This window comes from Paenibacillus sophorae (assembly GCF_018966525.1).
Taxonomy (GTDB): Bacteria; Bacillota; Bacilli; order Paenibacillales; family Paenibacillaceae; genus Paenibacillus_AQ; species Paenibacillus_AQ sophorae.
In genome coordinates, this window is record NZ_CP076607.1 from 5825141 (window position 1) to 5848187 (window position 23047).

A 23047-nucleotide genomic window follows, 5' to 3' on the forward strand; every position below is an offset into this window, starting at 1 on the left:
CCCCTCGTCCCGATAGATTCTACTCATCTATATGGGACAAGAGGGTCAAATAGTACCTTTAATCCATGATCTTATGAGGTTGTAACTTCCTTCATGCCTTCTATGAGAATTTGAGCAACCTCCGGCCGGGAGAATTCCGGCGGCGGGCATACTCCTTCACGCAGCATGGCGCGAACTTTGGTACCCGACAAGGCTACATGATCTTCTTTGGTATGAGGGCAAGTCTTACTTGAAGCCATGTTTCCGCATTTCTTGCAGAAGAAGCTGTGTTCGAAGAACAGCGGCGTTATGTCCAGTTCATCGGCAGTGAAGTTGGAGAAAATCTCCTGTGCTTCATACGTACCGTAGTAATCGCCTACGCCAGCATGGTCGCGGCCTACGATGAAATGGGTGCAGCCGTAATTTTTGCGGACCATGGCATGGAAAATCGCTTCACGCGGACCCGCATAACGCATGGCTGCCGGGAATACGCCAAGGAACGTCCGGTTCTGCGGATAATAATTTTCGAGCAGGGCCAGGTAACTCTTCATGCGGACATTCGCCGGCACATCATCCGACTTCGTCTCGCCCACCAGCGGGTTCAGGAACAGTCCGTCTACAATCTCCATCGCAGACTTTTGAATGTATTCATGAGCGCGGTGAACGGGATTCCGGGTCTGGAAGCCTACAACCGTTCTCCAGCCTTTTTCCGCAAAAATTTCGCGTGTCTTGGCCGGATCAAAATAAAACTCTCCGAATTTCTCCGGCTGCGGACGGTTCAGCACCGTGATCGGACCGCCGACGTAGGTTGCATTACGGGCAAGCAGCTTGCTTACGCCCGGATGCTCCGGGTCGGTTGTCTTAAATACATTCTGCGCTTCGGCCTGCTGATCGACACTGTAAATGCTCTTAACATCCAGAAGTCCGTATATTTTACCGTCCTCTTCACCGACCAAAGCTACTTGCTCTCCGATCGTCAAAGCCGCGGCTTCCTCATCGCTGAGAGACAGCGTAATCGGAATGCTCCATACCGTTCCGCTCGCAAGACGCATATTCTTGACTACGGAATGATAGTCCTCTTCGTTCAGAAAACCGGTTAGCGGTGAAAATGCGCCGACACCGATCAAGTCCAAATCAGAAATCGTCCATGTATTAATGGCGATCCGCTTGAAGCCTGCCGCTTCCTGAAGCAGCCGTTCTCTCTCCTTGCCCTCAGCTATCCGATTGATCAACGTTCCGCCATGCGGAAGGATTGCAGTCATCTAAATCTTCCCTTCTCTGTTGTAACGATTAATATGTCTTACTTGTGGAGTCCACATTCCGTCTTATCGGAGCCGGACCAGCGTCCCGCACGCGGATCTTCGCCAGGCATAACGGCGCGTGTGCAATGCTCGCAGCCAATGCTCGGGAAATGACGGTCATGCAGCGGGTTATAGATCACGTCGTTGCTGCGGATATAGTTCCATACATCTTCGGTCGTCCAGTCCGCAATCGGGTTGAATTTTACCAGACCAAATTTGTAATCATATTCGATCTTCTTCGCATTGGCGCGAGTTGGGGCTTGATCGCGGCGAATGCCGGTAATCCATGCATCGTATTGGGACAGAATCCGCGTCAAAGGTTCTACTTTGCGGATATTGCAGCATTGGTTCGGTTCTGTTTTCCAGAGCTCCTCGCCAAACTGTTGGGCTTGCTCCTCAGGAGTGATTTGCGGGGAGACCCGCACAAATTCCAAATTATATTTGGCTTCCATCTTGTCTCTAGTTTCATAGGTTTCCTGGAAGTGAAAATCCGTATCCAAGTAGAAAACATCGGTAGATGGACTCACCTTCTGCAGCATGTCGACCAGCACAACGTCCTCGGCTCCAAAGCTGCAGGCAAACGTTATATTTGGAAAAGTTTCCACCGCCCAGCGAATGATCTCCTCCGGCGTGGCATGCTCTAATTCTTCAGCCTTCACTTTGATTAGCTCTTCTTTTTCAAGCAAATTCATTGCATATTCCTCCATCCCAGTATAAAACTTCACCAGCTTAAATTCCAACTAAGTTAATATGAAATAAGTATATAACTTTCCCATGGGATGTCAATGATATTTCAGCATTAAAACATTGCAAATTGACATTTCCCTATAAATTTTAAAGAAATTTGCTTAGGTGATTCAGCTACCAAACTGTAGGAGTGGGTACCCTAACATAAAAGCCCCTGGCTGCGAGGGCCAGAGGCTTGAATTCCTTGATACACAAGGGATTTTAACGTTTCGAGAACTGAGGTGCACGACGAGCCGCTTTAAGGCCGTATTTCTTACGTTCTTAAATATTCAATTCCGATTAGTTCCGATAACCCCACTATAATAGGAAACTTCTCAAAACAAGATAGGGTTATTTCCGATGTTTTCAGGTACAAATATGGTCAAAATATGGTCACGAACCCGGCATTAAGTTGACGGGTTCTCCACCTTCAAGATGTCGCGAAATGGCACCTTGATTATATCATTGAATCCCTGATTAATGTGAATCTGTTGTCGGTCGCCGTCGAGCTTTTCAACGGTTCCTTGCACGGTTCCATACTTCCAGACCATCACGATAACCGGCTTGTCATTCTCTTTTGCCTCTTCAAGCTGTTCGGCTATTTCCTGCTGAGTGAACTCATCTAATTTGGGGCGATCATCAGTTTTTCGTCTGGTTGACGGCTTCGGTATTGCTGTCATAATCATCATCCTTTCGAACATTTGTTCCTGTATTATATACGAATAAACGTTCCTATTTCAATGACTAGAGGTGACATTTTTGATAAAACAATCATATATCGAAGCGTCGGAACGACTGCTGGAGCACGCCCGCCGCGTAACCTACCACGCTCATAAAATCAACAAGCTTCAAGCACAGCGGAGTGATTATCTCAGTGGACGGATAGAGCAGCAACCTTCGGAAACCCGTCATGCTCGGCTGCATCAATACAAGGTGGCCGTGAGCCTCCGGCTATCTGAAATTAAATTCTCTCGGGAGGATCAACTATGCAAATCGAATCCATGAAGCTCAAGCAGTTTGTTGATGCCTTCTTTGAGCGCCCGCAGTCACACATTTATACCCGGCCAGAAATATCCTTCCTTCTGGCTAATAAAACAGATGTTTGGGATATCGTCGGATGGCCTGGGGCTGTCGCTATTTATCGAAACAGCCAATTCAAGAACATGGATGAAGGATACGGTGAAGCCACGCCCATTCTGGTGATCCATAAGAAACCGGAGTGTATGAATCGCACATTGTAGGGTAAGGAAATGTTTCCTGACTTGCTAATAAAGTAAAAATAAATAATCAACACAGTTGAAATACGTATTGATACGTGTTATAATATATTCAGGAGGTGAGGGAGAGAGGATGAAGAGTTATTCTTCAAGAGAGGTGCTACAAATCTTACGGGAAAATGGTTGGTACAAAGTCCATTCGGTCGGCGATCACTTCCAATTCAAACATCCGACGATTAAGGGCAAAGTAACTATAACCCATCCGGTGAAGGATGTAGCACTACATATCCTAAAGGATATCGAAAAGAAGACGGGGCTAAAGTTTTAGCCCCACCCCTTCTTTTTATAAAATAAATATAAATAAAAATTGAGATTTGATTCTCAAAAACTGAAAGGGTGATCACATTTTGAAAAAGAGTTACACCTATCCGGCCGTTCTGAACTTCACGGATAAACATATAGAGATATGGTTTCCGGACTTGGAAGAGGCTATTTCCCAAGCAGACAACGTGGAACAGGCTGTTAGACGGGCAAACGAAGTATTGAAACTTACGATCGAAAGCCGTTTAGAGGACAAAGAGGAAATTCCGCAGGCGACTCCGCTGAATGAAATTACCTTGAAAGAAAACCAGCGTACTATCGTTGCAACGGCCGTTTTGAATGAAAAGGTGACATACGTCAAAAAGACCCTGACTATTCCAGACGATCTGAACGAGGCTGCCGAGGTTGCGGGTCTGAACTTCTCCCAGGTCCTTCAACGGGCACTTCGTGAGGAATTAAATCGCAACTAATGAAACATAAAATAGTGATGTAGCCTCGCCTGATGATGGCCGGATGGGAACCGGCCGAAACGTCTTCCCCAGCAATGGGGAAACGTCGCGGGAACCCGCTACGAGTTGGCCGTGCATGGCTGGCCTTTATATAAAAATTCATCTTCACTCTTTCGAACGAAACCCCGATAATAGTAATGCGTAAATATTTCCATTACATATTTTAGGGGGAAAGAGAAATGTGGTTGTTCTTTGAAGTTGTTGGTTTTTTTGGTTTTATTATTTTTTTAGTCATGTCTATTGTTGCAAAGATCAAGAAGAGACCCACTGTGAAAAGAAACTTCATAGTTACAGTTGTCGGACTCGTGCTGTTTATAATTGGAGTTGCAAACATTGATCCCGAAGACACCGAGGCTTCGACAGCGCCCGAACCTACCGCTGCGGTCACGGCAATCACGTCTCCGATCGTTACGGCAGAACCCACAGCTACTGCCGAAAGCGTTAACGAAGGTGTTGCTAGTGCAGTGGTTGAACCAACGAACGCTCCAACATCAGAGCCAACATCGGCACCATCCAAACAACCTGCCGAAGTTCCTGAATCCGCCCAAACTGAGGCTCATGATTGGGAATCGCAAATAGCGACCATCGTAACATCTGGCGGTAGCCAAACAGAAAAAGCCGATGCTGCGGAGATGCTTGCAAGAAACTATCAACCACAGCAAGAAGAATGGGAAAAATTCATCTTATACATTGTAAAAGAGTATCGTAGCGGAAATTATTTAGCACAAATAGACAACTCGGAATATATGCTGACCAATATATTCAAATCAGTGGTTGTTGAGCGAAACAGCAAGGACGGGCTTCCAATCAAGGATTTTGCATATGATTTTTACCAAAACACGAAGTATACATATCGAGGAGCGGATACACCGGATAGCGAATCGGTGAAGTCGAACGAGGAACAAATGAAGGAAGCTCTTGCTCAATTAAAATGAGAAAAATCCCCGCTGGCACACACCGGCGGGGATTTTCATATTCCCAATCGTTTGTGAATTTACTCGGACGTCGCGTCGTCCGATCCCGCAGCCTTACCATCCGTATACGCCTCTGCCAGCATGTACACCGCGCAGGCACCCACGGCTGTGATAATCCCCGTCACTTTAACCGCTGTGTCATCAGATGCGCCAATGGCTCCCAGGATCGACGTACCGAGTGCTGCCGCCAGCGCCCAAAACTTGCGAGACGACAGCTTTGCTTTCCAGTTGACTTTGTTCATTATTATTTATCCCCCTTGCTAGTGATGTTTACGGTTTTGGCTATGGCATCATAGGTAACCGTAGCACCTAAAGCTTCTGCCACAGCACGCGCCGGCGTGTAGGTAGTTCCTTCATCCAGCACGCCGTCCGCAATCTTCTTACCATCCACTTTAACCGTCACAACGGTATCTTTCTTCACTTCCTCGTCCTCCTTTTTTTGAAGCGCAGAATACAGGCGAGTCCACGGGAAATTCGGACCCGGGCAGTATGGCTTCCGGACCGGGTCAACCTGGAAATGCCCAATGACATGCTTGCTGTCCAGCGTCATCTCACGCCCATAAATGCGCTTGACCTCGCTGGCGATATGCTTGTGTAACCAAACGGACGCGGCAAACTGCGCCTCAGTCAGCGTGCCGTCAGTGCCTTCATGCTCAATGCTGACGGTATATTTGTTGGGATTGGTCGGCGCCTGCTCTTTTACAATGGCTGCAGTCGCCTTCGGGATAGCAGCATAAGCTATTCCATTTGCCCAGGCCATCTTTTGGATGTCCACAAATTGGTGAATCTCCCCGGCCCGGGAAACACCAAAGTGGGCGCTGCTCCCTCTGTTGTCCTCCGAGGTAAACCAGGCATCCATGCTGCCCATCGTCCCGCCGCTGATGTGGTCTACAATGGCAATAGGCACATGGCCATCCCGGCTGCTGTAATTCGTATACTGATTGCCTTTTTGAATGATTTTCATATTGGCCTCCTACTCCTCTAATTTATCCAAGCGCTTATTCGCCTGTATTGACGCTTCTTCTACCCGAGTCACACGCTCTGCCAGCGCGTTGGTGCGCTCCCCCTGCACTCGCACGTCTACCCGAATATCGTCAACGCCCTTTTTGATGTAATCCATATCGGATCGGATCGCAGCTCCGCTACTGGCCCGCTGCTCCGTGTCCTTTTTGGTTGCGCTGGCGCGGCCAAGCCATCCGAGTATCACTCCGCTGATAATACCTATTGCTGCCATAAGAGACGAAACTTCAACCTTCACGCACTCCCCGCCTTCTCTCTTTTGTGACAATATATAAGCCCCCGGTGATCCGAGGGCATAAAAAATACGGCTATACAGCGCGATGTTCAAATCACTTACACCAGGATTCCAAAAGCATAGACCTCTTTGTACGTATCGGTCGTGTTCGTGAAGCGTACGTACAAGGCATCGGCCGGTTCTGGCAGCTCGGCGACCCCTCCGGTTACTGGAACAAAACCGGAAACCGTGGCCCCGACTTCGACGCCTATCCCTTCCTGCGCTTCGAGATAAAGCTGGATCGTGTCGGCAGCCGTTCCCAGCTGCAGCTTAACCGTCCGGCATGTGCCGCCCGGGTGGATGGCCATAATCCCGTCGCCAAGGTTTGCGGCGTGGTCAGCCAGTTCGGACGAAAAACTCGCCGGTTCAAAATCTTCATCGTAGTAAACCAGCCGGAGATTTGGAGAAGCTTTTTCAAGGCTGACCAGCTTCGCCTCGTGAAGATCGTCATATGTGAACAGGCTGGGCTGCTCGGCAAAGGTCACCTGGTAAGCTTCGATATTCGGGACCATGATCGGCAGCAGGTCTTCCCATTCAGTCGGGACGCGGGCGGTATTGCTCGCCGGTGTTACGCTGCCGTCTTCGTTTACCAGCTTATATTCCTGGGTCACTTCTTCCCAGGCTGTGGGTATCCGGGCCGTCGTGACTTCGTCGTATGTTTCCTGCCCGTCTTCGCCCGGGACCGGATTGCTTTGGTACAGCAGCTGGCCGTCTCCATTGGTTTTCTGCCGTTCGCCGTTCGCCCTTTGCAGGGTTTTTACGGCGGTGATCGGGTAGGGCAGCTGCAGCGTATATTCGCAGGGACCGGCCGGGCGGTTAAGCCCGGATACGGCGTGGTCCTGTCTACTGAAAATTACGGTTTCCATTCACGTGAACCTCCTCATGATTTAATGAGCGGACGGCCCGGAAGACGGTAGTATCGTCTAGCTGTATTGCTTCCGCCCAGGCCGTTGTTAGACAGGGAACTGCGCTTCCTCATATCAATCATAAGAAGCAATTCCCCGTTATACTCTACCAAACGTGTTATTCCTGCCAAAAATTCCGCAGCTTTTGCCGCCCATGTAGGTATACCGTCAGAATAAAGGACACCCTGCGGGCCTGTGCCGTAAGGAAAGTCGGGGTACCAGTAACGCATCACGCCCGAAGCACCTGAAGCATCATACGCCGTCGTACCTATCAGACTTTGAGGGTCTACTTGATAGGCAAGCGGATCACCTGGCCCCAGTAGCCGGGCTATTGCGGTTGCATAGTCAATATCAGCACCTGCGGCCTTATTCGTCCCCGCTGTGGTTACGAAGCCCTGCATTCCCAGCAGAACGTCCCGCACACCCGAAATCGTGGCTGTTGCCATTTCTTGTGTCGGTACATAGTCCCCAATTACTACAGTGCCGTTATCTTCGTCATTGCCTGGGAACAGACTTTCAACCTCGCGGGTCTGTCTGCGTACATACAGCACACCCGCCAGACCAGTGTCACGACGCGGGTTTTCTGGGACCAGGGTATCGTAGCCCGATTTAGTGACGACTTCGAATTCTATTGAAACATGATCCATGTATAGCGTGGACGCCGTTACGCCGTCCGAAGCACCGGCGTAGGCTAGGAAGTGAAGGAATCCGTTAGCGTCAAGGTCCGATGTAATAGTGCTTACTTTCTGTGTTTTTGTTACGGTTGCACTAGTTTGGTCCGTTGGGTAGTTCCAAACGTTTCCGCCTGAAACATTGAACCCCACCAAACTCGCCTTATTCCCCGCTGGACCACTACCGTATCCCCACCAGGTAAAGTTGGCTTTACTGACATTAGCCTTTAACCAGGCCACCTTCTCCGCTACGGTATAGGAACCTGGGATTATCGCATATTTGTTTTCAAATTCCCGGATTAGGTCAAACGACATTAAAATAGCCGCCTGCTGCCCGTTAACCGACGTTGTAACGGCTTTAAGTGAAGCATCCAGAGTTTTAATCGCGTCGTACTCGCCTTGTGTGAATTCCGTACCGGGTGCTGCGGGTATCGCTGCCGGTCCGTTTGTAGCGCTGTAGGCTTTGTTCGGATTTACCGTCGTACTGCCTGCAACCTTACCCATGAAATCGTCGGTAACGGCCACGCTGCCGGGTATAAGCTTCTTCCCATTCGCTTCCCCGCCCAAGGTTTTCGCATACACCTGGTACAACCCGCCTTGGCCAGCAGGCATATTCAGACTGTATTCAACTATAATGTCCTCAACGTCAAGTCCACCTGGCAAAGTTCCCAGTGTGATTTCGGCTTCGTTCGTTCCAAGGTTCGCCCATGTTCCAGGTACGGTCGTCGAAGTACCAGCAATGATTGCCCTCACTGCTGGGGTTGAGGTACTGGCCGTCGTTTCAAAAAGAAGATACCCAACTGGAACATTCCAGTTTCCGCCGGAACTATTAACAGTTATTGTCTTATTCGCAGTATCAATGGCCGTAATAGTTGCTGTTGACGCAAAGACGGCTGACATATCCGCGTTACGGATTGTAACTGTATCATTTACCGACAGTTTACTTAAATCATCTAACCCAAAAGTTGGATTAATACCAGACCCGCTTATCGTCACCTTTGCCAGAGCTGTATCGGAATCAATAACGCCGCCGATGATTTCACCAGCCAAGCCCTTAACCTTAATTTTGTCGCCAGCTTCCCAAATAGCCGTATTAACGCCTGCGCCTTTCGTGACAATTACTCCGCGTTCCTGGGTCTGATTCTGCACCTTAGCGACTGCGTAGGATTTTTGTGAAGTCTGGGCGTCACTGTTGATCCGACGCTGGAAATTGAGAGCAGGCATGATATCCGCATAATTGGCAATGAAGTCCGCCGGTAGCGTGGCGAATGTTGCCCCGCGGTCGATGTTGGATACGGCGATGTCGGATAATCGCCAGGATCGTAAGTTGTTCGCCACTTGCCAGCCTACCAGCGTATTTATAGCGCTGTTTATGGTAAATTCCCGCACTTGCTTGCCGTTAAGGTACAGCCGGGTTTTCATTGTTATTAGGTCTGCGGTAAGACGTAAATGTGCCAGTTTTCCCGATAGATCAAGCGTTATAGTTGTGCTGGCAGTGTCACCGAAAAGCATGTAAAAGCTGTTCGGACCAGACGAAGCCACTTTTCCTAGCATAATTACGCCATACCATAAGTTTTGTGCTGGAAACAAGTTTGTATTGATCTGCAAAATAGTATTGCCCGTGCCGAAGCCGGTAGGGTCCTGCAGCTGCGCGACTTCAAACCACGCCTCTACGCTCGCCTGGTTTTGATTCACGCTGAAGGATCGGCTTATCCCAGGGGATAGAAGCCCTACGCCTGTGGCATGCGGCGTAAATTTAGGGCTTGCTATCCCTAAGTCGCCCCCGACTTCCGCTACCGTTGTACCGTCAAGCGAGGAATAAAATACATGGTTCGCATCAAGTGGTGTTTTCCGTACACCTACATACGTTTTTCGCATAGCTTTTTTTCGTTCTACCTGGGACGCGCCCCGCAGAATTTGGTCTGTTCCGTCAATCAGTAGCTGGTTGTAGCTGGGCGCGGTAAGATAAACTTTATGCCGCAGATCGGTGATGTCCCGCTCGTCAATAATATTGGCGTAAAGGCTGTCGGGCCGCTCGGATACAAGGCCGATAATATTCCCTGGATTCCATGAATCTGTTGAGCTGTAGCTGTTTTGTCCGGTAATCAATATCGTTATGCTGGTGCTGCTATTAATGGATAAAAGTCTGGCTCTCATGGATGTGATAGCCGTATACACCAGGTTATCGCCAACATTAACGCCAGAGGTGCTGTTGACCGTTAGCGTAATTGTATCGCCAAGCCTTACGCCCGAAGCACCTCCGCCTGTGGCTATGGTCATTGACGCATAATTCCGCGCCCCGTTAGGATTGGTCGCGCTATAGTTTCCCGAATTCCGGCGATTCACCTTGAAAAGCGGGATTGCATATACATAGCCATCGTATGTTTTCAGCAGCCCTTTACTGGTGTCGTCACCGCGTCCTGCGATATAAAGGCCGACGTCACCCAGGCATACACCGACTCCGCCCACGCCAGATTTGTTCGCGCTTCTCTGGGCTTCCGACAAGAATTGAGAACGGAAGCCAGTTGCATAAACTACGGGCTGGTCATTGCCGCCTTGCGGGGTTACTTTGGTGTTAACATACGGCGGATCAATCAGTACGTTAGTCGCCGTCATACCGGAATCAGCATATACGCTAAAGTCTGCGCCATCCACAACCCGGATACGGCTTTTCCATTCCTGGGTCGTTTGGTCCCGCCAAACTTCTAAAAATACCAGGTCGTCGCGTGTGCCTTCTGTGGGCGGCACGGGTAATGCCAGTTTTGTGGATTTGTAATTGCCATCAGCTGGTCCTTCAACGAGAATACGAACGCCGGCTATTAATGCCGAAAATGTGGATAGCAAAAATTCACTATTTGTGTAATCTTTAAAAATAGTCGGATTCTTTACGGTTTGCAGACCTGCCGTATAGTACGAATCAGTAGGCCCCATGTTTAATATACCGCTATGTGCGTTAGCCGCGCCTAACTCGTCGGCCTTGAAGGCTGTAGCATTAGCTAATCCTTCTTCGATTTTCAGCAGATTCCCAGCGCTTATAGGCGTGCCTTGCTGGACGACATTCCCCGTGGAATCAACGATATGATCCTTCCATGCCGTTTTATTATAAATCGTCATGCTCGATCGGCCTCCTTATACCTTTGAAATGGTGTATTTAAAAGTCACCAGCAGCCCGTTAAGCGCAGGCTTTTGAATCGAATCCGGCTGGTCGTCAAAGACGGCTCCGTCCTTGTCGATGACCTGGAACCGAGTGATTGCGCCACTCACGGTATCCGCCAAATAAAATTGCAGAGTGATTACGTCGCCGGATAAGGTCAGCGACTGAATGGGCATGGTCGCAACCGTGCCGCCGATGGTGTAGGTGCCATGCGAGATCATGCTCTGAAACCAAGCCTTAACTTTGCTATGTGCCGTTGATGTTAATGCCATTATTTAATCGGCTCCCCTCCTGAATAAATCGTGCCGGTCAGCTTGTAGCCTTCCTGCTGCTGTTTTTCGTAACCCGCTGTCACGCGTTCGCCGCTGAAATAGGTCACTTCCTCGTCATTCGGCTTTACCGTCGGCGGAATAGCCACGCCGCTTGTTCCGGCGTAAATCAGGCCCGCGATCTTGAAGGCACCCTGCAGCGTTCGTTCGAAGGCGCAGGCCGCCTGCTCTCCGCTTACGTATACCGGATTTGCGGGAATATTAACGACAGCCGGACCAGTGAAAGGAACACCTGCATAAAGCGTCTGACTGGCGAATGCTCGGAAAGGGAAACTAAGCTTTGAATATTTACCCGCGATTTTAATACCGCTTCGATATTCAAACACCGTCTCAATCGTATCCAATACACTTTTCAGATTTTTTACGGACTGAATTGCTGAGATCGCTTTGTTATAGACGTCCTCGTCAATGATCTCCTGAATGGATACCTTGAAATGACCAGGTGTGCCTCCATATTCGAACCACTCCACTACATTGGCACGGCTGAAGATAATGGAGAGCACATCTTCAACCGCCTTGGGCGTGCCTTTCCGGCGGTGTAGCGGGATCGCGGTTTGAACAAGCATTCTTCTTTTCTCGATGGGCAATTCCGGATCATAATAGGGCGGTCTAAATTCCCAGGCCAATTCGTCGACTTCCTCGTCCGTCCACTCAGCGGACCTACCGAAGATATCCAGCTTCTTGATTTCAGAAGTGATGGCCTGCAGCTCCGTGTCCAGCGACTTCGCTGCAGCCGCCATTGCCGGATCTCGCTGAAGATTGGGCGGCAGCAGGTCAAGCAGGCTGATGTCCGAAAGGTTAATCATCGACCAGCCCTCCATAGGTGATTGTCGTCGTGCTATCCTGTGCGACTTGCGTCGCGGTCAATGCCGTATACACCGGCGCACTAGGCACCACCCGCAGCGCACCGGCGGCCATGACGCGGGCGATCAGCTCCGAAGGATTGATATGGCGTCCCAGCTTGGATCGTTGCCAGAGCTGATAGGCGGCGACCGCCGCTGTCACTGCTGCCTGAATGGCTGGCACCTCTGAAGCCCGGCTGCGGCTAATGTAATATGTGAGCGTTGTTTCATACGTGATCGCCGTCGGCGCAGCGACCGTCACTTGATCCGTTAGAGGTCGGATTTCGCGGTCGTTCAATGTCTCGGATACGGCGTCAAGCACATCCTGCCCAGGTATCACTCCTCCGGCCAGCAGTGGAACAACCGTTACTACTCCATCGGACGGAGAAAAAGCTTTTACGTCCAGCATCGCTGCCGAGGTGGACTTCGCCCAAAACTCATATGACCCCTGCGACCCTGCTGTGGAATAGGATTCCGGCGCCGTTCGGATACGCTCACGAAAAGCGTCATCCGTCTCTGCCTCGGCTCCGCCGTCGCTGGCCGTCAGGTTGGTAACGCTTTGGACGAAAGGAAGCTGGTCCATCAACGTGTTGATTTGCCCCGACAGAAATCCATTACCAGCCGTGCCGGTCGCCGAGCATTCCGCCTTAACGGTACCGGTCGTTGCCCCTGCCGGAATCTCCATATACTCCGTGGTCACAAAATAGATTGATCCGTCGCCACCCTGAGGACCTGCCCGGGTTCCTGCCGGTATGGGCGTAGCCGATGCGAGCGGGATAGATAATACGAACTGCAGCGTAGTGATCGCCGCTGCAGGGTCAAGCCGTCCCGATCCTTGAAAAGCTCCCATATGATCGAGCAACGCGCCCGCCGCATAGCGCAATAGCCGTCCCTTGGTAACCTGATTAATGAGTGCCCGTTGCTGAATGATTATGGAAGCGAGCGACATTAAAAAAAGCCGCTCCGGATCGCCACTGGCGAGGGTTCGGCCGGTCAGTCCTGCATGTATGGTAATAATGTTCTGTTTTATGGCTTCGGCATCGTCGTCAGCAAATGCAATGTCCGGCAAATCTACAAGCTCGGTCAAGACTCGCCCACCTCCTCCACAAGTACATATTTGACCACAGGGCGCATGCGTCCCCACATCGCATCTTCGGCGCTCGCCAAAAACGAGACGTCCGTCACCAGAGCTCGCGGATCCTGTTCTACTATGGCCGTAATCACAGCGCTGGTCATGCGTGCCTCGGCAATATCGGGAGGCTCGTCCAAGGCCGAATAATCCACCCCGACAGTACGGGCCATAGGCACGCTGCCAAGCGGTGTGGATAGGATAGTACGGATATTTTGGGCGACCTCATCCGCTATCGTCTCTGGAGCAAAATTGATTGCGGAAGGCTGCGTCATATCAACGGTATGAGTGATCATTTGACGTATTCCTCCAATGTGATATTGACCTGAGCATCGATGACGTTGCCCATACTGTCCAGGCGATCCCAATCAGCCGACAGTGAGGTAATAACCCAAAGTCCGACCCCGACGCTCTTACGACCGATAATAAGCGGTAACGCCTTGCCTGCCCGCTCAAGCGTGGTAAGTCGGTCCAACTCCTCCCGGGGCTTGAGTCCGTAAGCCGCGCTGAAACGGACGGAGAACGTTACCGAATCAAGGCCCGGGCCAAGAAACTGTTTTTTGGGCTTCCGTCCAAGAATGTCATGGTTCGCCCAGCGGGCTGCTGCGGAACGGTTTAACTCGTCAATGGTCCGGATCGCGCCAGCGGAAACGACAAAGACGACCGGGCCGAGACTGCCGATTTTGTTCACGGGCTATCACCGCCAGGGATAAGGCCGAGGCAGAAGCCTTGGTATCCATTGTCGATGTAAGCGACCAAGACACTGTCTCCTGCCGCCGGAAGTTCGGAAGTCTCCGGGCCAATAACGGGCAAGTCTCCGCTCACCAGGTCGTCTCGGTCCGGAAAGGTTACCCTGACCGTTCGTGCCGTTAAATCAATCGTCGAAACGATGCCTGTGCGAATCATGCTTACCACCCCAATACCTTTCTAATTTGCAGTTCGGTCACAAAACCGCTGCTGCCGACTCTCTGTACGCAAGATTCGATGATGTACTTTCCGTCATACTTGCCCCAACCATTGATATTGATCGTTAAGCCGGTCGCCATCCGGATATCGCCCATCAGAGTCAGCGTGCCTTTGCCGTACTCCTTGTTCCGCTCTCGCAGGCGTTTGCGGGCGATCCGTGCCGCTTCCGCCTGCGAGCTTACTTGCTCGTTCAAATTCAGCACCGGTCCGGATCGCGGCGCGCCGGGCGGCGTGTAGGTCGCCTTATAGGTCTTCTTTTTGCTTGAATCCGTATAAGTTAAGATAGCGCTGCGGTACGCCTTGGAAGCGAAGGACCACGAAAATGAATAATCCAGCACATTGTCCTTGCCTCTCGTAATCGTGGCGACCGCGGGTTTGGTTTCATACCGGAATTCATCGAACAACACCAGCTTTCCGCCCGAAACTTTTACAGCAATACCTTCTTTCGTCGCAGCATCCAGCAAGAACGCCATATCAGAAACGTCCGTCTGCTCGATCCGGTCATATGAAGGATTGTCTGTCGCCTCATACAGCAGTTTCAGGCCCGCATGTTTGGCGATCCCTTCAGCGATCGTCTTCAGCTTGGTTTTTTCCCAAGCCCTCGTCCGCTTTTCATGCCGCACGCCGGAACTGACAGGAAGCGACGTCGCCTTGATCGACACGGTATCCGGCGGCCCCTCAACGCTGCCGGAATCGACCTCAAACGAGCCCAAATACAACTTTTTAATCTCCCCTGGCTTATCCCAGTTGACTGTACGGATTGTCGCCTTGATCTTGTCTCCTTCGGCGGCCGTCCAAGCGCCTTGCCATTTGAGCGCCTTATCCTCTAGCCTGAGATCGATGTCATCCAGATCGCCACTGGCGGCGTCGGTGTACGTAAAATCAATGAGCGAATCTGCAATGTATTTCGTAACGATCTTGCCGTTATACTCCAGCACAAGCACGGCTCGGCGGGCATCCTGCATCTTTTCCAAGCGTCAGTCCTCCCTCCGCCACGGCGGCAGGTCGTCGGCTGTCTCCTCCGGCTTGTCCGGCACCACCAGCGCCACCCCGCCGCCGAAAATAACCGTCTCGGCCTGCGCGGGATTAGCGTTAAGGAGCAACGTCATGAGGTTTTCATCCCCATACACTTTAAAGGCGATCCCATCCCAGGTATCGCCTTGTACTGTGCTATATGTGGTCATCGGTTCATCGACACCCTTTCCCGGCGCGCCAACATCGCCATAAATTGACGCTCAAACGCCGGTTGCTGATCTTTAAGGGCTTTGCTTACTTGTGCGGCAACATCCTCGCCGCCTCCCTGAATGATGACTTTCGGAGCAAATACTACGGAAATTTCATCACCGCCACCGTTTTGCCCAAACATTCCGCCTGCCGTATCCAGAATGGCGTGGGGACGAGGCTGGACCGGCTCATCCAAAATGGCCGGTCGCTCGGTAAACGAGATGTAATCCGGTATCTTAAACTCGGGGGGCTGCACCGCTAGGTTCGGAGCCCCCGACACATTCATAGGCTTCTCCTCAACGCGGCCCATCATTTTGTTAGCCGCGTCCAGCAGCGCATGAGATCGAGGCTTGTTATTTAATGGAATCGCGATTTCGGGCCCAGCCTCCCCAAAAATAGACGGTTTAGTTGCGATACCGCCATCAGCGTAGCCCTCGAATCCCGGATCATGCTGAGCAAAACGATTGATCTTTACTCCGGATGGAGTTTTCAGGTTGGGGGTTCCGCCTGTTTTCATCGTCTTGCTGAGCGTATTCCAATCGCTGTCCGTCAGATCGAAATTAGGAATTTGTCCGGTTTGTTGCCAAATCAGTTGGAGATTGACCTTTTTATCATCTGGCAGTAAGTCCATGGCTTGATTTAAATTCGCTATGTCCTGCATCGCCTGGTTGAACTGTTTTTTCTCGGCATCTGACATTTTTTTATACTTAGCAGCTTGTTCTTCCAGTGTGCCGCCAAGTTTCATTTCAATAAGTCCTTTTTGTTTCTCGTACAAATCGTCGTAGCTGCCAGAAGCCACGCCGAGTTCCTCCAAAGCCTTCTGCTGCTGAGCATAGCCTTCGATTAGCTCGTTATTCAATGTATCATACGCCTGATCCAAGTTAGCCAATTGTTCAACTGTATTAAAATTACGGCCGCCCTGATTATATCCTGCATCGCTCGCAGTCTGATTGGCCTTACTGCGAAGCTCTTCAAGCTGCTTTGCGCGTTCGTTCGAAGGAGTCTGCATCATAATCCTTTGATACTCGGCTTCATATTCTTTTAACGCAACAACGGCTGGATCTAGAATTTTTTGCTGTTTCTCAAGTTCAGCGGACCGTTTATTGAGCGTGGTCATCTGTTTTTCGAGATCCGGAAGTTGGTCCCGACCCTCTGCTACTTCCCTTTCAAGGGAGACTTTTGCCAACTTCTGCTCCGCATCCGATTCTCGCTTGAGCAGCCCCAGTTTTTCCCCGATCTTACCGTTCTCGACGTCATACTGCCTAATCGTCTCGGGATGCAGCTCTTGGAGTTTGGAAATAACGTCCCGCAGTTTGTCTTGTTGATCTTTTAACTTGCCAGTATTAACTGCCATATTACCGGAAGAGTTAGAAGCCGCAGCAATCTTTTTACTCAAATCCTCATATTGCCATATGAGGTCATTGGTCAGTTTGGCTTTGTCTTTCGCCTCTTGATACTTCTTGGCAGCTTCGTCCAACCCATCGCCCATATGGAGTAGGGCCAGCCGAGCATTTTCCTGATGCTTTTGATAGGCCAGCACACCAAGCGTTAAGCCTCCGAGCGCCCCGACAGCTAAACCTACTGGGTTGGTTAATAGGCCGATGGCGCCTCCAAATTTCGCGGCAGCCCCTCCAGCTCCTTCAGCAACAGTTTCAACACCTTTGACAGCATCGCCAACACCCTCAGCAGCAGTTCCAATCTTCATGATGCCTTTGCCGATTTTAAAAGCATTCTTTCCGATCATCGCCGCCGGTGCGCCGAGCGCGAGTATTTCCAACAGGTCTTTATTGTCCCCCATCCAATGCGCAACGTCTTGCAAAGCCGGCATAAGGTCCTCGCCTATCGGTATAACGAGCTCAGACATTAGCTCACGGCCCACAGTCTGGAATTGCTGGGTTAGAGTATCATATTTGACCTTGGCGACCTCTTCCATGGTCTGCTTGGTCATGTCGAACTGTTGCCGGGCATTGCCAAGAGCCAAGACGACATTAGATTCCATGTCTTCCCACTGGGTACCAAATAGGGCGACGGCTAACGTGCTTTGCTCGACCGGGTCTTTGATATCCCTCAGCTTATTGATAACCTGTTCCATTGCCTGGCGTCCGGATATCGATCCCTTGGACAGTCCGTCAAGCATGTCCTGCCCGCTGCCAAGTACCTGTTTCAGCCTTTTGGTTGCCGTTTGAGCGGCCGCCCCGCCCTTTTTGAGCTGATCCCTCATGACAATTGCCGAATCTTTACCAGCGAGCTTGACGAGCTTGGAGAATTCCTTGGTTTTATCACCGCCGGAAGTAAGTGCCTTGGCGAACTTGCTCACGTCTGGCGCCTGAAACAGTGTAAAGATCGCATCGCCCGTGCTGTCAGACCCGTCTTTAATCCTGATTCCGAATTCTTTGACCGCATCCGCCACTTTATCCAGATTAAATGCGCCGTTTTCCATGCCGGCGCTAAAGATGTCGAACATTTCATTGGCATTGTAGCCCAGAGTTTTAAAGTAGACGGCGTACTCATTTGTGGTATCCAGCAAATCCCCAGCCTTGTTAAGTCCTTTTTGGGCACCTTGAGCCATCAGGTTATACGATTGCTCTGAGGTGATACCGAACTTTTTCATCAAGGTATCCGCAGCTTTGACGGACTCAGGAATGTCCTCCTGGAACACATCCCGGAACGCGATGGCCGTCTTGGTCGTCTTCTCCAGTTCATCTCCGGTTTGCTGCGTGGTTTGCTTGACTACAGCCATGGAGTCGCCCAAATCATCGAACCCTTCGCCATAGTTCTGCTTATACAGGTCTTCGGCGATGGCGTTCATTTCCTTCATTTGATCTGCCGTCATGCCCGTGGAAGCTTGCAGCTGCGCCATGGCGTCGTCCTGGTCTGTGATGGTGCCTACGATGTTTTGCAAAGACCCAATCCCGGCGTCTATCAAAGCTTTTGCGCCAGTAAAGTCGAGCACGCGGTCAAACGTCTCCTTAAAGCCTTCAGCCCGCTCCTTCAGACCGTCGAATGCGCCTTCTGCCTGCTTGGCATCCTTTCGCAATCGGTCAAACCCGCCATTGTTTGATAACTCCTTAATGGCACGCTCCAATTCCTGTATGTGCTCCTCGGCATTCCCGACAGACCGCTTTAGGGAGGGGTCCATTAGGCCGCTAAGTTTAAACGCGATATCGTACTCTTTGCTTTTGCCAGCCATGTATTACCCCCTCCGTTTCCGCAGTTTGGCGACCCGCTCCGCCCAATCCACCATTTCTGCGAGCGGCAGCCCGAGGTAATAGGGGATGGGCGTATTAGTCATCATGGATAAAGTGGCCGCGACATCTTTGATGTCATCGGCACCACTCAAGCCTAAAATAGCAAAAAATTTCTTGCCCGCAGGGTCAACTTTGTGAAGTCTTTAGCAGAAGCTGCCTTAATCAGTCCTACATGTACACCGGCGGCCTTCGCAACGAAGTACGCTTGATATTCCCGATCCATTTCTTGTGCATACCCCTCTTTCTTTGTCTCGGCGGTGTACTGCCTAAGCACTGCAAGGGCGTCATTTCCGTCCAGCTTTTCGAAGTCGAGAGTGATTTTCTCGTATACTTCTCCCTCGAAAGTAACAGGGCGGGCAAAGGTGTATACCTCTGCGCCGCCCTCTTGTACTTGATCTTTTTTTTCTTCTGTCACACTTATCGCTCCTTATAATCCAAGATTGGTCCGGGTTTGGGCCAGATAGTCTATGCCGTCCACCTTATGGATATAGTTGTACTTGTCAATTTCCAGCGTCTCAATGCCGTCCTGCGTGACTTTGATATACGAAACCGAAAATGAATTATTGGAATCCATTGTCGCCGCTGGTTCCAAGTTCCCCATCGACATACTGAGTGGACGCGCCCGCACAGTGATCTTCATGGCGTGCTCCTTATATTCGTTAGTCGAAGGGTCGAAGCCTTGAATCGACGCCCGCAAGTCAATGCTATGCACCTTGGGAGCCAGCAGAGCGACGGCTGCGCGCTCGCTGGTTCGCCAGTTTAGGGTCAAGGTCATGGCGCCGGTCTGGCCGGGCGCAGGCGCCTCGACCTCACCGCTGATCCCGCCGCCCTTAATCGTATCCGACAAATAGGTGATCTCAGGAAGATCGGCGGTTGCCGTCCCGAGGTAGAGCGTACCGTCTTTAAACACCGAGTAATCAATAACCCGTTCTGATCTTTCAGGCATTTGTCATCCTCCTTTACGCGACCAGCGCCGCGAGATACGTCGTGTCGTACTCGAGTACAAAGTCGATTTCTTGAGCTGCCGGCGGCGGAGTGATAAACAGGTGAAATTTGATTTTACCCGCCATCAGATCCGTAACCGGATTTTCACTAGCCCTAAACTCCACCCGACCACCAAGCAGCGCACCTGTCGCCGTCAGGCCATTGAGCCAGATGTTCAGGCTATCCGTAACGGCCTCGATCAGCCGCTTATTCATCGGGTCATCAACCTTTTGCAGATAGGTCAGGATAATAGAGTTACCAATCCAGTTGAACATACGCCGGATCGGAATCATCGCATCCTTGGGGTCCGTAACTCCCGGGAAAGCCCCGGTTTGATTTCCCCACGCCTTCCAGCCGCTGGTTCCCAAATTCAAGGCCGTTACAATACCCTGACTATTAAGGTAGGCAGCCTGGTCCATACCCAAGTAAAGCGGCGTACCATCGGCCAGCACAGCACCGTCAATCTGCAAAGGCTTATTCGATGGCGAAACATATGGGATGCCGCCGTTATCCGTGTCTGTCGCGGCGATCCGGCCTGCAAGATGTGTGGAAAACCAATAGGTTTTGTCCCCCAGCGTTACCTTGGGATACGTATCAATTTGCAAATTTCCGGTATAGCTATTGTCCGACTTCCATGCAGCGGCATCCGTATAGGCTTCGGATGCATCAAGGTCCGTCAGCGCGACCGCTTTAAAATTGCCGTTAATGTTGCCTCCTTTGGCCTTCATGACGGCAGCGACCGCCGGAAGCTGGGAAAAGCCAGGAGCAAGCAGTAAGTCCGGCAGGATACCGAAGCGCGGATAAACCTGGTTAACCAGCTCAAGGCCAGTATAGGCTCCCTCCAGCGTCACGCCACCGATAATGTCGTCCGAATCTACAGCAGATGGGTCAAGCTTGTCATATCCCACCTGCAGGGATGCCGCAACCGCTGGGATCGCCCCGGTAGACTTGGTTGTGATGACCACATGTCCATCATCATCAAAGGCAGCAGTGTAATCAGTGCCGCTGACGTATGTTGTCGCGCCATCAGAGGACTTGACGATGAGGGACGGCAGCAGTACGCCTCCTACCGCAAGGGTCGCCACCCGGTTGCTAACAGCTAGCGCCGCTGGCGCGACCGTCGTCTTGTGTGTTGCCGGATCAAGCACATTGACCAAGATCATCGGCGACATGCCGTACAGGACAAAATGCGAGTAAATCGCCTCGCATAGCGTGTACTTGGACCAATAATCCGAGTACCCAAGCGCGGCGACGGCCTCCGCGTAGGTATATGCCAATACCGGCGTGTTGACCGCCACGGCTGCAGAAGCCAGATTAATCGGAGCGGTCCCGACGACAAACGGAATACCGCTTGTCGCCTCCGTCGGCGCAAGAACAGATGTAGCTTGTTCGACAATCAATACGCCATGTTTAAATGCCATGGATTAATTCCCCTTTCCGAGAAGCGTTTGATATGCAGCGTGTTCCGCCGTCCCTTTTTGGACGATCCGCGCCTGTACGCCGGACATTTCGTCGACAGGCACGATCAAATCATTGATTTCCGGCTGCGCTGCGAGCGTATCGGCCAGATAAGCCGGGATGCCGCCGCGAAATACGGTCGATTGCATCAAGCGTCCTCCCGGGAGGTTGGGGCCTAGGTAAATGCGAGTAGGCTCCTTGGCCGGCTCGACTGCCGGAGTAATAACAACCTTGGGCGCTTCGCTCGCATCCTTGGCTCCAGTTTCCTCTTCCGTTTTGTTGTCTTCCGATTTCTTAATAGGGCTCATAAGCCTTTAACCTCCTGTCTGATTTGGGGTAAATCCCATGTGGTCACAACCTCACCCACCCATTCGGGTAGCGGCTGCTGTTCGTAAAACTTCCATTTCCAATTCGGATCGATCTGGAATTTATTGTCGATAATCCGCTGTCGCAAGAGGAGGATGCGGACTCGCTCCATGAGGTTGAGCAAGTCAATAAAACCAGCATCATCCTCCGATTGGGTCCCGAACAGGAGTTTAACCTGTGCATTCGCACCTTTATCGTCTCCCTGTCCCTCTACTGGGCGGATAATAATCATCGGATACACCGGATCGTCCCGATTATCGGCTGTTTTGGTCGGCAAAAATCCCAAATGCACCGTCGGAACGGTCGTCGCATCGTCGGCAAGCTTTGTTTCGAGAAATTGCTTTAATGCCACCATCAGCATGACAAGTGTCATGACCCACCTCCAAAACGTCGATTTAACTCATGATCCAGACGTTTGTTGAACTCTTCCTCTGCCACCCTTTCCAGATGCGCAACCACCTCTGGATTATTGAGCATGACCGGAACGGCCGGGCCGTACAGCTCCTCCACAGGCAGCCGCTTCCGCGTGGTCCGGCGGAATACACCGACGTGACCAGTGCCCATTCGGGCGAGAAATGCACCATCAACCTTCTTATTGCCGCCCGCCCGCTTGACCGCTGCCCGCAACACGCGGGGGCGCTTGGCATCCATAGATTTCGGGTTCGTTCGGAAACGAATTAGCGGCGTGTTCCCGCCCTTCCAGCGGAGCTCCGCCCCGGGATTGCTCATGCTTCCCCGGCGCAGAATTGCCGTGCCCGTGACCGCTTTTTGCTTAACGATGTACGTTTCACGCACCTTGCGGCCGGATTCCGTTTTGACACGCTGAGAAACCCGGTTTAACGCGGAATACGCTGCCTTTCGAACGTCTGAGTCCATCCGGCCAACACGCCTGAGTGCATCTTTGGCCCCGCGCAGCTCGCCGCTAATATTCATCATGCGTCGTTCGCCTCCAGGCTGATCGTATATAGCCCCTCATCTTCGTCCACACGCACGACGTAATATGTTTTGCCGTTGACCATCATCCGTTCGCCCTGCTCCGGCTCTTCCCCAAATACCTCAGCACTCACGCTAAGTACATGCGTAACAAGGGAAACCCCCTCAGCATACGACTGAGAGGGCTTCCCGGTGGTGGATTTGGCGAAAACAGCCGGCATCATTACGCCGTTTATTTCCGTTTCATCTGCAAATTCGCCCGTGTTCAGGAAGACGTTGCCGATGTCGGCGGCCAGAAAATCCTTGAAGCTACTCATCGGCCTTCGGATTCCGCCGAGACGTCTTGTCTGCTTCGCCAGCTAGAGGAGACTCGGGCGGGGTTTCCGAACCACCATCGACTCCCGCCGCCTGCCCCAAAGCTTCTTCCACCGGCTCCATCTCCTCCAGCTCCCCGTTAGCCTCTAGCACCGCGATCATCGCGGCATCCAGCCGACCATCCACTGGCTCGCCCGCCTGA

General features: G+C 51.5%; 30 protein-coding genes and 1 pseudogene. 4 read left to right on the forward strand and 27 right to left on the reverse strand.

From position 1 onward, the window contains the following. Positions 1-71: 71 nt before the first annotated feature. The 4 genes and pseudogenes from sat to KP014_RS28220 all read right to left on the reverse strand — a co-directional run bounded on the left by sat (position 72) and on the right by KP014_RS28220 (position 2686). Positions 72-1241 carry a sulfate adenylyltransferase gene (sat, locus tag KP014_RS28210; RefSeq protein WP_036603046.1) on the reverse strand — a complete coding sequence of 390 codons (1170 nt, stop codon included), beginning with the start codon at positions 1239-1241 and terminating at the stop codon, positions 72-74. A 38-nt stretch (positions 1242-1279) separates the two neighbouring features. Beyond that, positions 1280-1972 carry a phosphoadenylyl-sulfate reductase gene (locus KP014_RS28215; RefSeq protein WP_036603044.1) on the reverse strand — a complete coding sequence of 231 codons (693 nt, stop codon included), beginning with the start codon at positions 1970-1972 and terminating at the stop codon, positions 1280-1282. Positions 1973-2228: 256 nt separating this feature from the next. After that, positions 2229-2288: pseudogene (gene rpsI / locus KP014_RS29455) on the reverse strand (30S ribosomal protein S9); the annotation flags it as partial. 125 nt (positions 2289-2413) lie between these two features. Then, positions 2414-2686 carry a YolD-like family protein gene (locus tag KP014_RS28220; RefSeq protein WP_051500258.1) on the reverse strand — a complete coding sequence of 91 codons (273 nt, stop codon included), beginning with the start codon at positions 2684-2686 and terminating at the stop codon, positions 2414-2416. A 306-nt stretch (positions 2687-2992) separates the two neighbouring features. Between KP014_RS28220 and KP014_RS28225 the strand changes: the two genes are divergently transcribed. From KP014_RS28225 to KP014_RS28240, 4 genes are all read left to right on the forward strand, one after another. Then, on the forward strand, positions 2993-3247 hold the full coding sequence (locus tag KP014_RS28225) for a hypothetical protein (protein WP_036597576.1): 255 nt from the start codon (positions 2993-2995) through the stop codon (positions 3245-3247). Positions 3248-3380: 133 nt separating this feature from the next. After that, positions 3381-3551 carry a type II toxin-antitoxin system HicA family toxin gene (locus KP014_RS28230; protein WP_343223035.1) on the forward strand — a complete coding sequence of 57 codons (171 nt, stop codon included), beginning with the start codon at positions 3381-3383 and terminating at the stop codon, positions 3549-3551. A gap of 79 nt (positions 3552-3630) precedes the next feature. Then, positions 3631-4014 carry a type II toxin-antitoxin system HicB family antitoxin gene (locus KP014_RS28235; protein WP_036597583.1) on the forward strand — a complete coding sequence of 128 codons (384 nt, stop codon included), beginning with the start codon at positions 3631-3633 and terminating at the stop codon, positions 4012-4014. A 218-nt stretch (positions 4015-4232) separates the two neighbouring features. Next, positions 4233-4988, forward strand: a complete 756-nt coding sequence (locus KP014_RS28240; protein ID WP_051500259.1) for a hypothetical protein — start codon at positions 4233-4235, stop codon at positions 4986-4988. A 59-nt stretch (positions 4989-5047) separates the two neighbouring features. Here KP014_RS28240 and KP014_RS28245 read toward each other — a convergent pair whose 3' ends face one another. From KP014_RS28245 to KP014_RS28355, 23 genes are all read right to left on the reverse strand, one after another. Next, entirely contained in the window at positions 5048-5269 is a 222-nt protein-coding gene (locus KP014_RS28245; RefSeq protein ID WP_036597586.1) for a hypothetical protein, read from the reverse strand. Positions 5270-5271: 2 nt separating this feature from the next. Next, the gene (locus KP014_RS28250) at positions 5272-5991 is read right to left on the reverse strand and encodes an N-acetylmuramoyl-L-alanine amidase (protein WP_036597587.1); all 720 of its coding nucleotides are present in this window, start codon (positions 5989-5991) and stop codon (positions 5272-5274) included. 9 nt (positions 5992-6000) lie between these two features. Next, positions 6001-6315 carry a hypothetical protein gene (locus KP014_RS28255; RefSeq protein ID WP_246590607.1) on the reverse strand — a complete coding sequence of 105 codons (315 nt, stop codon included), beginning with the start codon at positions 6313-6315 and terminating at the stop codon, positions 6001-6003. A gap of 65 nt (positions 6316-6380) precedes the next feature. Further along, positions 6381-7187: a hypothetical protein gene (locus tag KP014_RS28260; protein ID WP_036597589.1), complete on the reverse strand. Its 807-nt coding sequence runs from the start codon at positions 7185-7187 to the stop codon at positions 6381-6383. Positions 7188-7201: 14 nt separating this feature from the next. Next, positions 7202-11011, reverse strand: a complete 3810-nt coding sequence (locus KP014_RS28265; RefSeq protein WP_036597596.1) for a hypothetical protein — start codon at positions 11009-11011, stop codon at positions 7202-7204. Positions 11012-11026: 15 nt separating this feature from the next. Continuing rightward, positions 11027-11323: a hypothetical protein gene (locus KP014_RS28270; protein WP_036597597.1), complete on the reverse strand. Its 297-nt coding sequence runs from the start codon at positions 11321-11323 to the stop codon at positions 11027-11029. After that, positions 11323-12186, reverse strand: a complete 864-nt coding sequence (locus KP014_RS28275; protein ID WP_051500260.1) for a phage tail protein I — start codon at positions 12184-12186, stop codon at positions 11323-11325. The genes KP014_RS28270 and KP014_RS28275 overlap by 1 nt, the downstream gene beginning before the upstream one ends. Next, positions 12179-13309 (reverse strand): baseplate assembly protein, encoded by a 1131-nt coding sequence (locus tag KP014_RS28280; protein WP_246590608.1) that lies wholly within the window; start codon positions 13307-13309, stop codon positions 12179-12181. Before KP014_RS28280 ends, KP014_RS28275 begins: the two co-directional genes overlap by 8 nt. Next, on the reverse strand, positions 13306-13647 hold the full coding sequence (locus KP014_RS28285) for a GPW/gp25 family protein (protein ID WP_063619539.1): 342 nt from the start codon (positions 13645-13647) through the stop codon (positions 13306-13308). The genes KP014_RS28280 and KP014_RS28285 overlap by 4 nt, the downstream gene beginning before the upstream one ends. Then, the gene (locus KP014_RS28290; RefSeq protein ID WP_036601625.1) at positions 13644-14042 is read right to left on the reverse strand and encodes a phage tail protein; all 399 of its coding nucleotides are present in this window, start codon (positions 14040-14042) and stop codon (positions 13644-13646) included. Before KP014_RS28290 ends, KP014_RS28285 begins: the two co-directional genes overlap by 4 nt. Further along, positions 14039-14257, reverse strand: coding sequence for a hypothetical protein (locus KP014_RS28295; RefSeq protein ID WP_051500492.1), 219 nt, complete (start codon positions 14255-14257; stop codon positions 14039-14041). Before KP014_RS28295 ends, KP014_RS28290 begins: the two co-directional genes overlap by 4 nt. Before the next feature lie 2 nt (positions 14258-14259). Then, positions 14260-15282: a phage late control D family protein gene (locus KP014_RS28300; RefSeq protein WP_036601639.1), complete on the reverse strand. Its 1023-nt coding sequence runs from the start codon at positions 15280-15282 to the stop codon at positions 14260-14262. Positions 15283-15294: 12 nt separating this feature from the next. Further along, complete coding sequence (locus tag KP014_RS28305; protein ID WP_036601628.1) at positions 15295-15501, reverse strand: tail protein X; 207 nt, start codon at positions 15499-15501, stop codon at positions 15295-15297. Next, on the reverse strand, positions 15498-18731 hold the full coding sequence (locus tag KP014_RS28310; RefSeq protein ID WP_090834788.1) for a phage tail tape measure protein: 3234 nt from the start codon (positions 18729-18731) through the stop codon (positions 15498-15500). Before KP014_RS28310 ends, KP014_RS28305 begins: the two co-directional genes overlap by 4 nt. Before the next feature lie 3 nt (positions 18732-18734). Next, on the reverse strand, positions 18735-18881 hold the full coding sequence (locus KP014_RS28315) for a hypothetical protein (protein ID WP_216700437.1): 147 nt from the start codon (positions 18879-18881) through the stop codon (positions 18735-18737). Between the two features lie 2 nt (positions 18882-18883). Then, positions 18884-19204, reverse strand: coding sequence for a hypothetical protein (locus tag KP014_RS28320; RefSeq protein WP_051500602.1), 321 nt, complete (start codon positions 19202-19204; stop codon positions 18884-18886). Positions 19205-19216: 12 nt separating this feature from the next. Then, complete coding sequence (locus tag KP014_RS28325; protein WP_036603441.1) at positions 19217-19735, reverse strand: phage major tail tube protein; 519 nt, start codon at positions 19733-19735, stop codon at positions 19217-19219. 13 nt (positions 19736-19748) lie between these two features. Then, positions 19749-21194, reverse strand: coding sequence for a phage tail sheath family protein (locus KP014_RS28330; protein ID WP_036603439.1), 1446 nt, complete (start codon positions 21192-21194; stop codon positions 19749-19751). A gap of 3 nt (positions 21195-21197) precedes the next feature. Further along, positions 21198-21539 (reverse strand): hypothetical protein, encoded by a 342-nt coding sequence (locus KP014_RS28335; protein ID WP_051500601.1) that lies wholly within the window; start codon positions 21537-21539, stop codon positions 21198-21200. After that, positions 21536-21970: a hypothetical protein gene (locus KP014_RS28340; RefSeq protein WP_036603437.1), complete on the reverse strand. Its 435-nt coding sequence runs from the start codon at positions 21968-21970 to the stop codon at positions 21536-21538. The genes KP014_RS28335 and KP014_RS28340 overlap by 4 nt, the downstream gene beginning before the upstream one ends. After that, a complete protein-coding gene (locus tag KP014_RS28345; RefSeq protein ID WP_051500600.1) occupies positions 21967-22533 on the reverse strand; it encodes a phage tail protein in 567 nt (188 codons plus the stop codon). The genes KP014_RS28340 and KP014_RS28345 overlap by 4 nt, the downstream gene beginning before the upstream one ends. After that, positions 22530-22847 carry a hypothetical protein gene (locus KP014_RS28350; RefSeq protein ID WP_036603434.1) on the reverse strand — a complete coding sequence of 106 codons (318 nt, stop codon included), beginning with the start codon at positions 22845-22847 and terminating at the stop codon, positions 22530-22532. The genes KP014_RS28345 and KP014_RS28350 overlap by 4 nt, the downstream gene beginning before the upstream one ends. Further along, a complete protein-coding gene (locus tag KP014_RS28355; RefSeq protein ID WP_175491971.1) occupies positions 22840-23007 on the reverse strand; it encodes a hypothetical protein in 168 nt (55 codons plus the stop codon). Before KP014_RS28355 ends, KP014_RS28350 begins: the two co-directional genes overlap by 8 nt. Positions 23008-23047 lie beyond the last annotated feature (40 nt).

What these genes read in the sequence shown, in the direction of transcription:
- KP014_RS28250 (WP_036597587.1), bottom strand. Translation starts at nt 5,991, where the DNA reads ATGAAAATCATTCAAAAAGGCAATCAGTATACGAATTACAGCAGCCGG.
- KP014_RS28270 (WP_036597597.1), bottom strand. Translation starts at nt 11,323, where the DNA reads ATGGCATTAACATCAACGGCACATAGCAAAGTTAAGGCTTGGTTTCAG.
- KP014_RS28275 (WP_051500260.1), bottom strand. Translation starts at nt 12,186, where the DNA reads ATGATTAACCTTTCGGACATCAGCCTGCTTGACCTGCTGCCGCCCAAT.
- KP014_RS28285 (WP_063619539.1), bottom strand. Translation starts at nt 13,647, where the DNA reads ATGATCACTCATACCGTTGATATGACGCAGCCTTCCGCAATCAATTTT.
- KP014_RS28215 (WP_036603044.1), bottom strand. Translation starts at nt 1,972, where the DNA reads ATGAATTTGCTTGAAAAAGAAGAGCTAATCAAAGTGAAGGCTGAAGAA.
- KP014_RS28240 (WP_051500259.1), top strand. Translation starts at nt 4,233, where the DNA reads ATGTGGTTGTTCTTTGAAGTTGTTGGTTTTTTTGGTTTTATTATTTTT.
- KP014_RS28265 (WP_036597596.1), bottom strand. Translation starts at nt 11,011, where the DNA reads ATGACGATTTATAATAAAACGGCATGGAAGGATCATATCGTTGATTCC.
- sat (WP_036603046.1), bottom strand. Translation starts at nt 1,241, where the DNA reads ATGACTGCAATCCTTCCGCATGGCGGAACGTTGATCAATCGGATAGCT.
- KP014_RS28355 (WP_175491971.1), bottom strand. Translation starts at nt 23,007, where the DNA reads ATGATCGCGGTGCTAGAGGCTAACGGGGAGCTGGAGGAGATGGAGCCG.
- KP014_RS28260 (WP_036597589.1), bottom strand. Translation starts at nt 7,187, where the DNA reads ATGGAAACCGTAATTTTCAGTAGACAGGACCACGCCGTATCCGGGCTT.
- KP014_RS28325 (WP_036603441.1), bottom strand. Translation starts at nt 19,735, where the DNA reads ATGCCTGAAAGATCAGAACGGGTTATTGATTACTCGGTGTTTAAAGAC.
- KP014_RS28310 (WP_090834788.1), bottom strand. Translation starts at nt 18,731, where the DNA reads ATGGCTGGCAAAAGCAAAGAGTACGATATCGCGTTTAAACTTAGCGGC.
- KP014_RS28350 (WP_036603434.1), bottom strand. Translation starts at nt 22,847, where the DNA reads ATGAGTAGCTTCAAGGATTTTCTGGCCGCCGACATCGGCAACGTCTTC.
- KP014_RS28345 (WP_051500600.1), bottom strand. Translation starts at nt 22,533, where the DNA reads ATGATGAATATTAGCGGCGAGCTGCGCGGGGCCAAAGATGCACTCAGG.
- KP014_RS28335 (WP_051500601.1), bottom strand. Translation starts at nt 21,539, where the DNA reads ATGAGCCCTATTAAGAAATCGGAAGACAACAAAACGGAAGAGGAAACT.
- KP014_RS28300 (WP_036601639.1), bottom strand. Translation starts at nt 15,282, where the DNA reads ATGCAGGATGCCCGCCGAGCCGTGCTTGTGCTGGAGTATAACGGCAAG.
- KP014_RS28340 (WP_036603437.1), bottom strand. Translation starts at nt 21,970, where the DNA reads ATGACACTTGTCATGCTGATGGTGGCATTAAAGCAATTTCTCGAAACA.
- KP014_RS28305 (WP_036601628.1), bottom strand. Translation starts at nt 15,501, where the DNA reads ATGACCACATATAGCACAGTACAAGGCGATACCTGGGATGGGATCGCC.
- KP014_RS28225 (WP_036597576.1), top strand. Translation starts at nt 2,993, where the DNA reads ATGCAAATCGAATCCATGAAGCTCAAGCAGTTTGTTGATGCCTTCTTT.
- KP014_RS28220 (WP_051500258.1), bottom strand. Translation starts at nt 2,686, where the DNA reads ATGACAGCAATACCGAAGCCGTCAACCAGACGAAAAACTGATGATCGC.
- KP014_RS28245 (WP_036597586.1), bottom strand. Translation starts at nt 5,269, where the DNA reads ATGAACAAAGTCAACTGGAAAGCAAAGCTGTCGTCTCGCAAGTTTTGG.
- KP014_RS28330 (WP_036603439.1), bottom strand. Translation starts at nt 21,194, where the DNA reads ATGGCATTTAAACATGGCGTATTGATTGTCGAACAAGCTACATCTGTT.
- KP014_RS28295 (WP_051500492.1), bottom strand. Translation starts at nt 14,257, where the DNA reads ATGATTCGCACAGGCATCGTTTCGACGATTGATTTAACGGCACGAACG.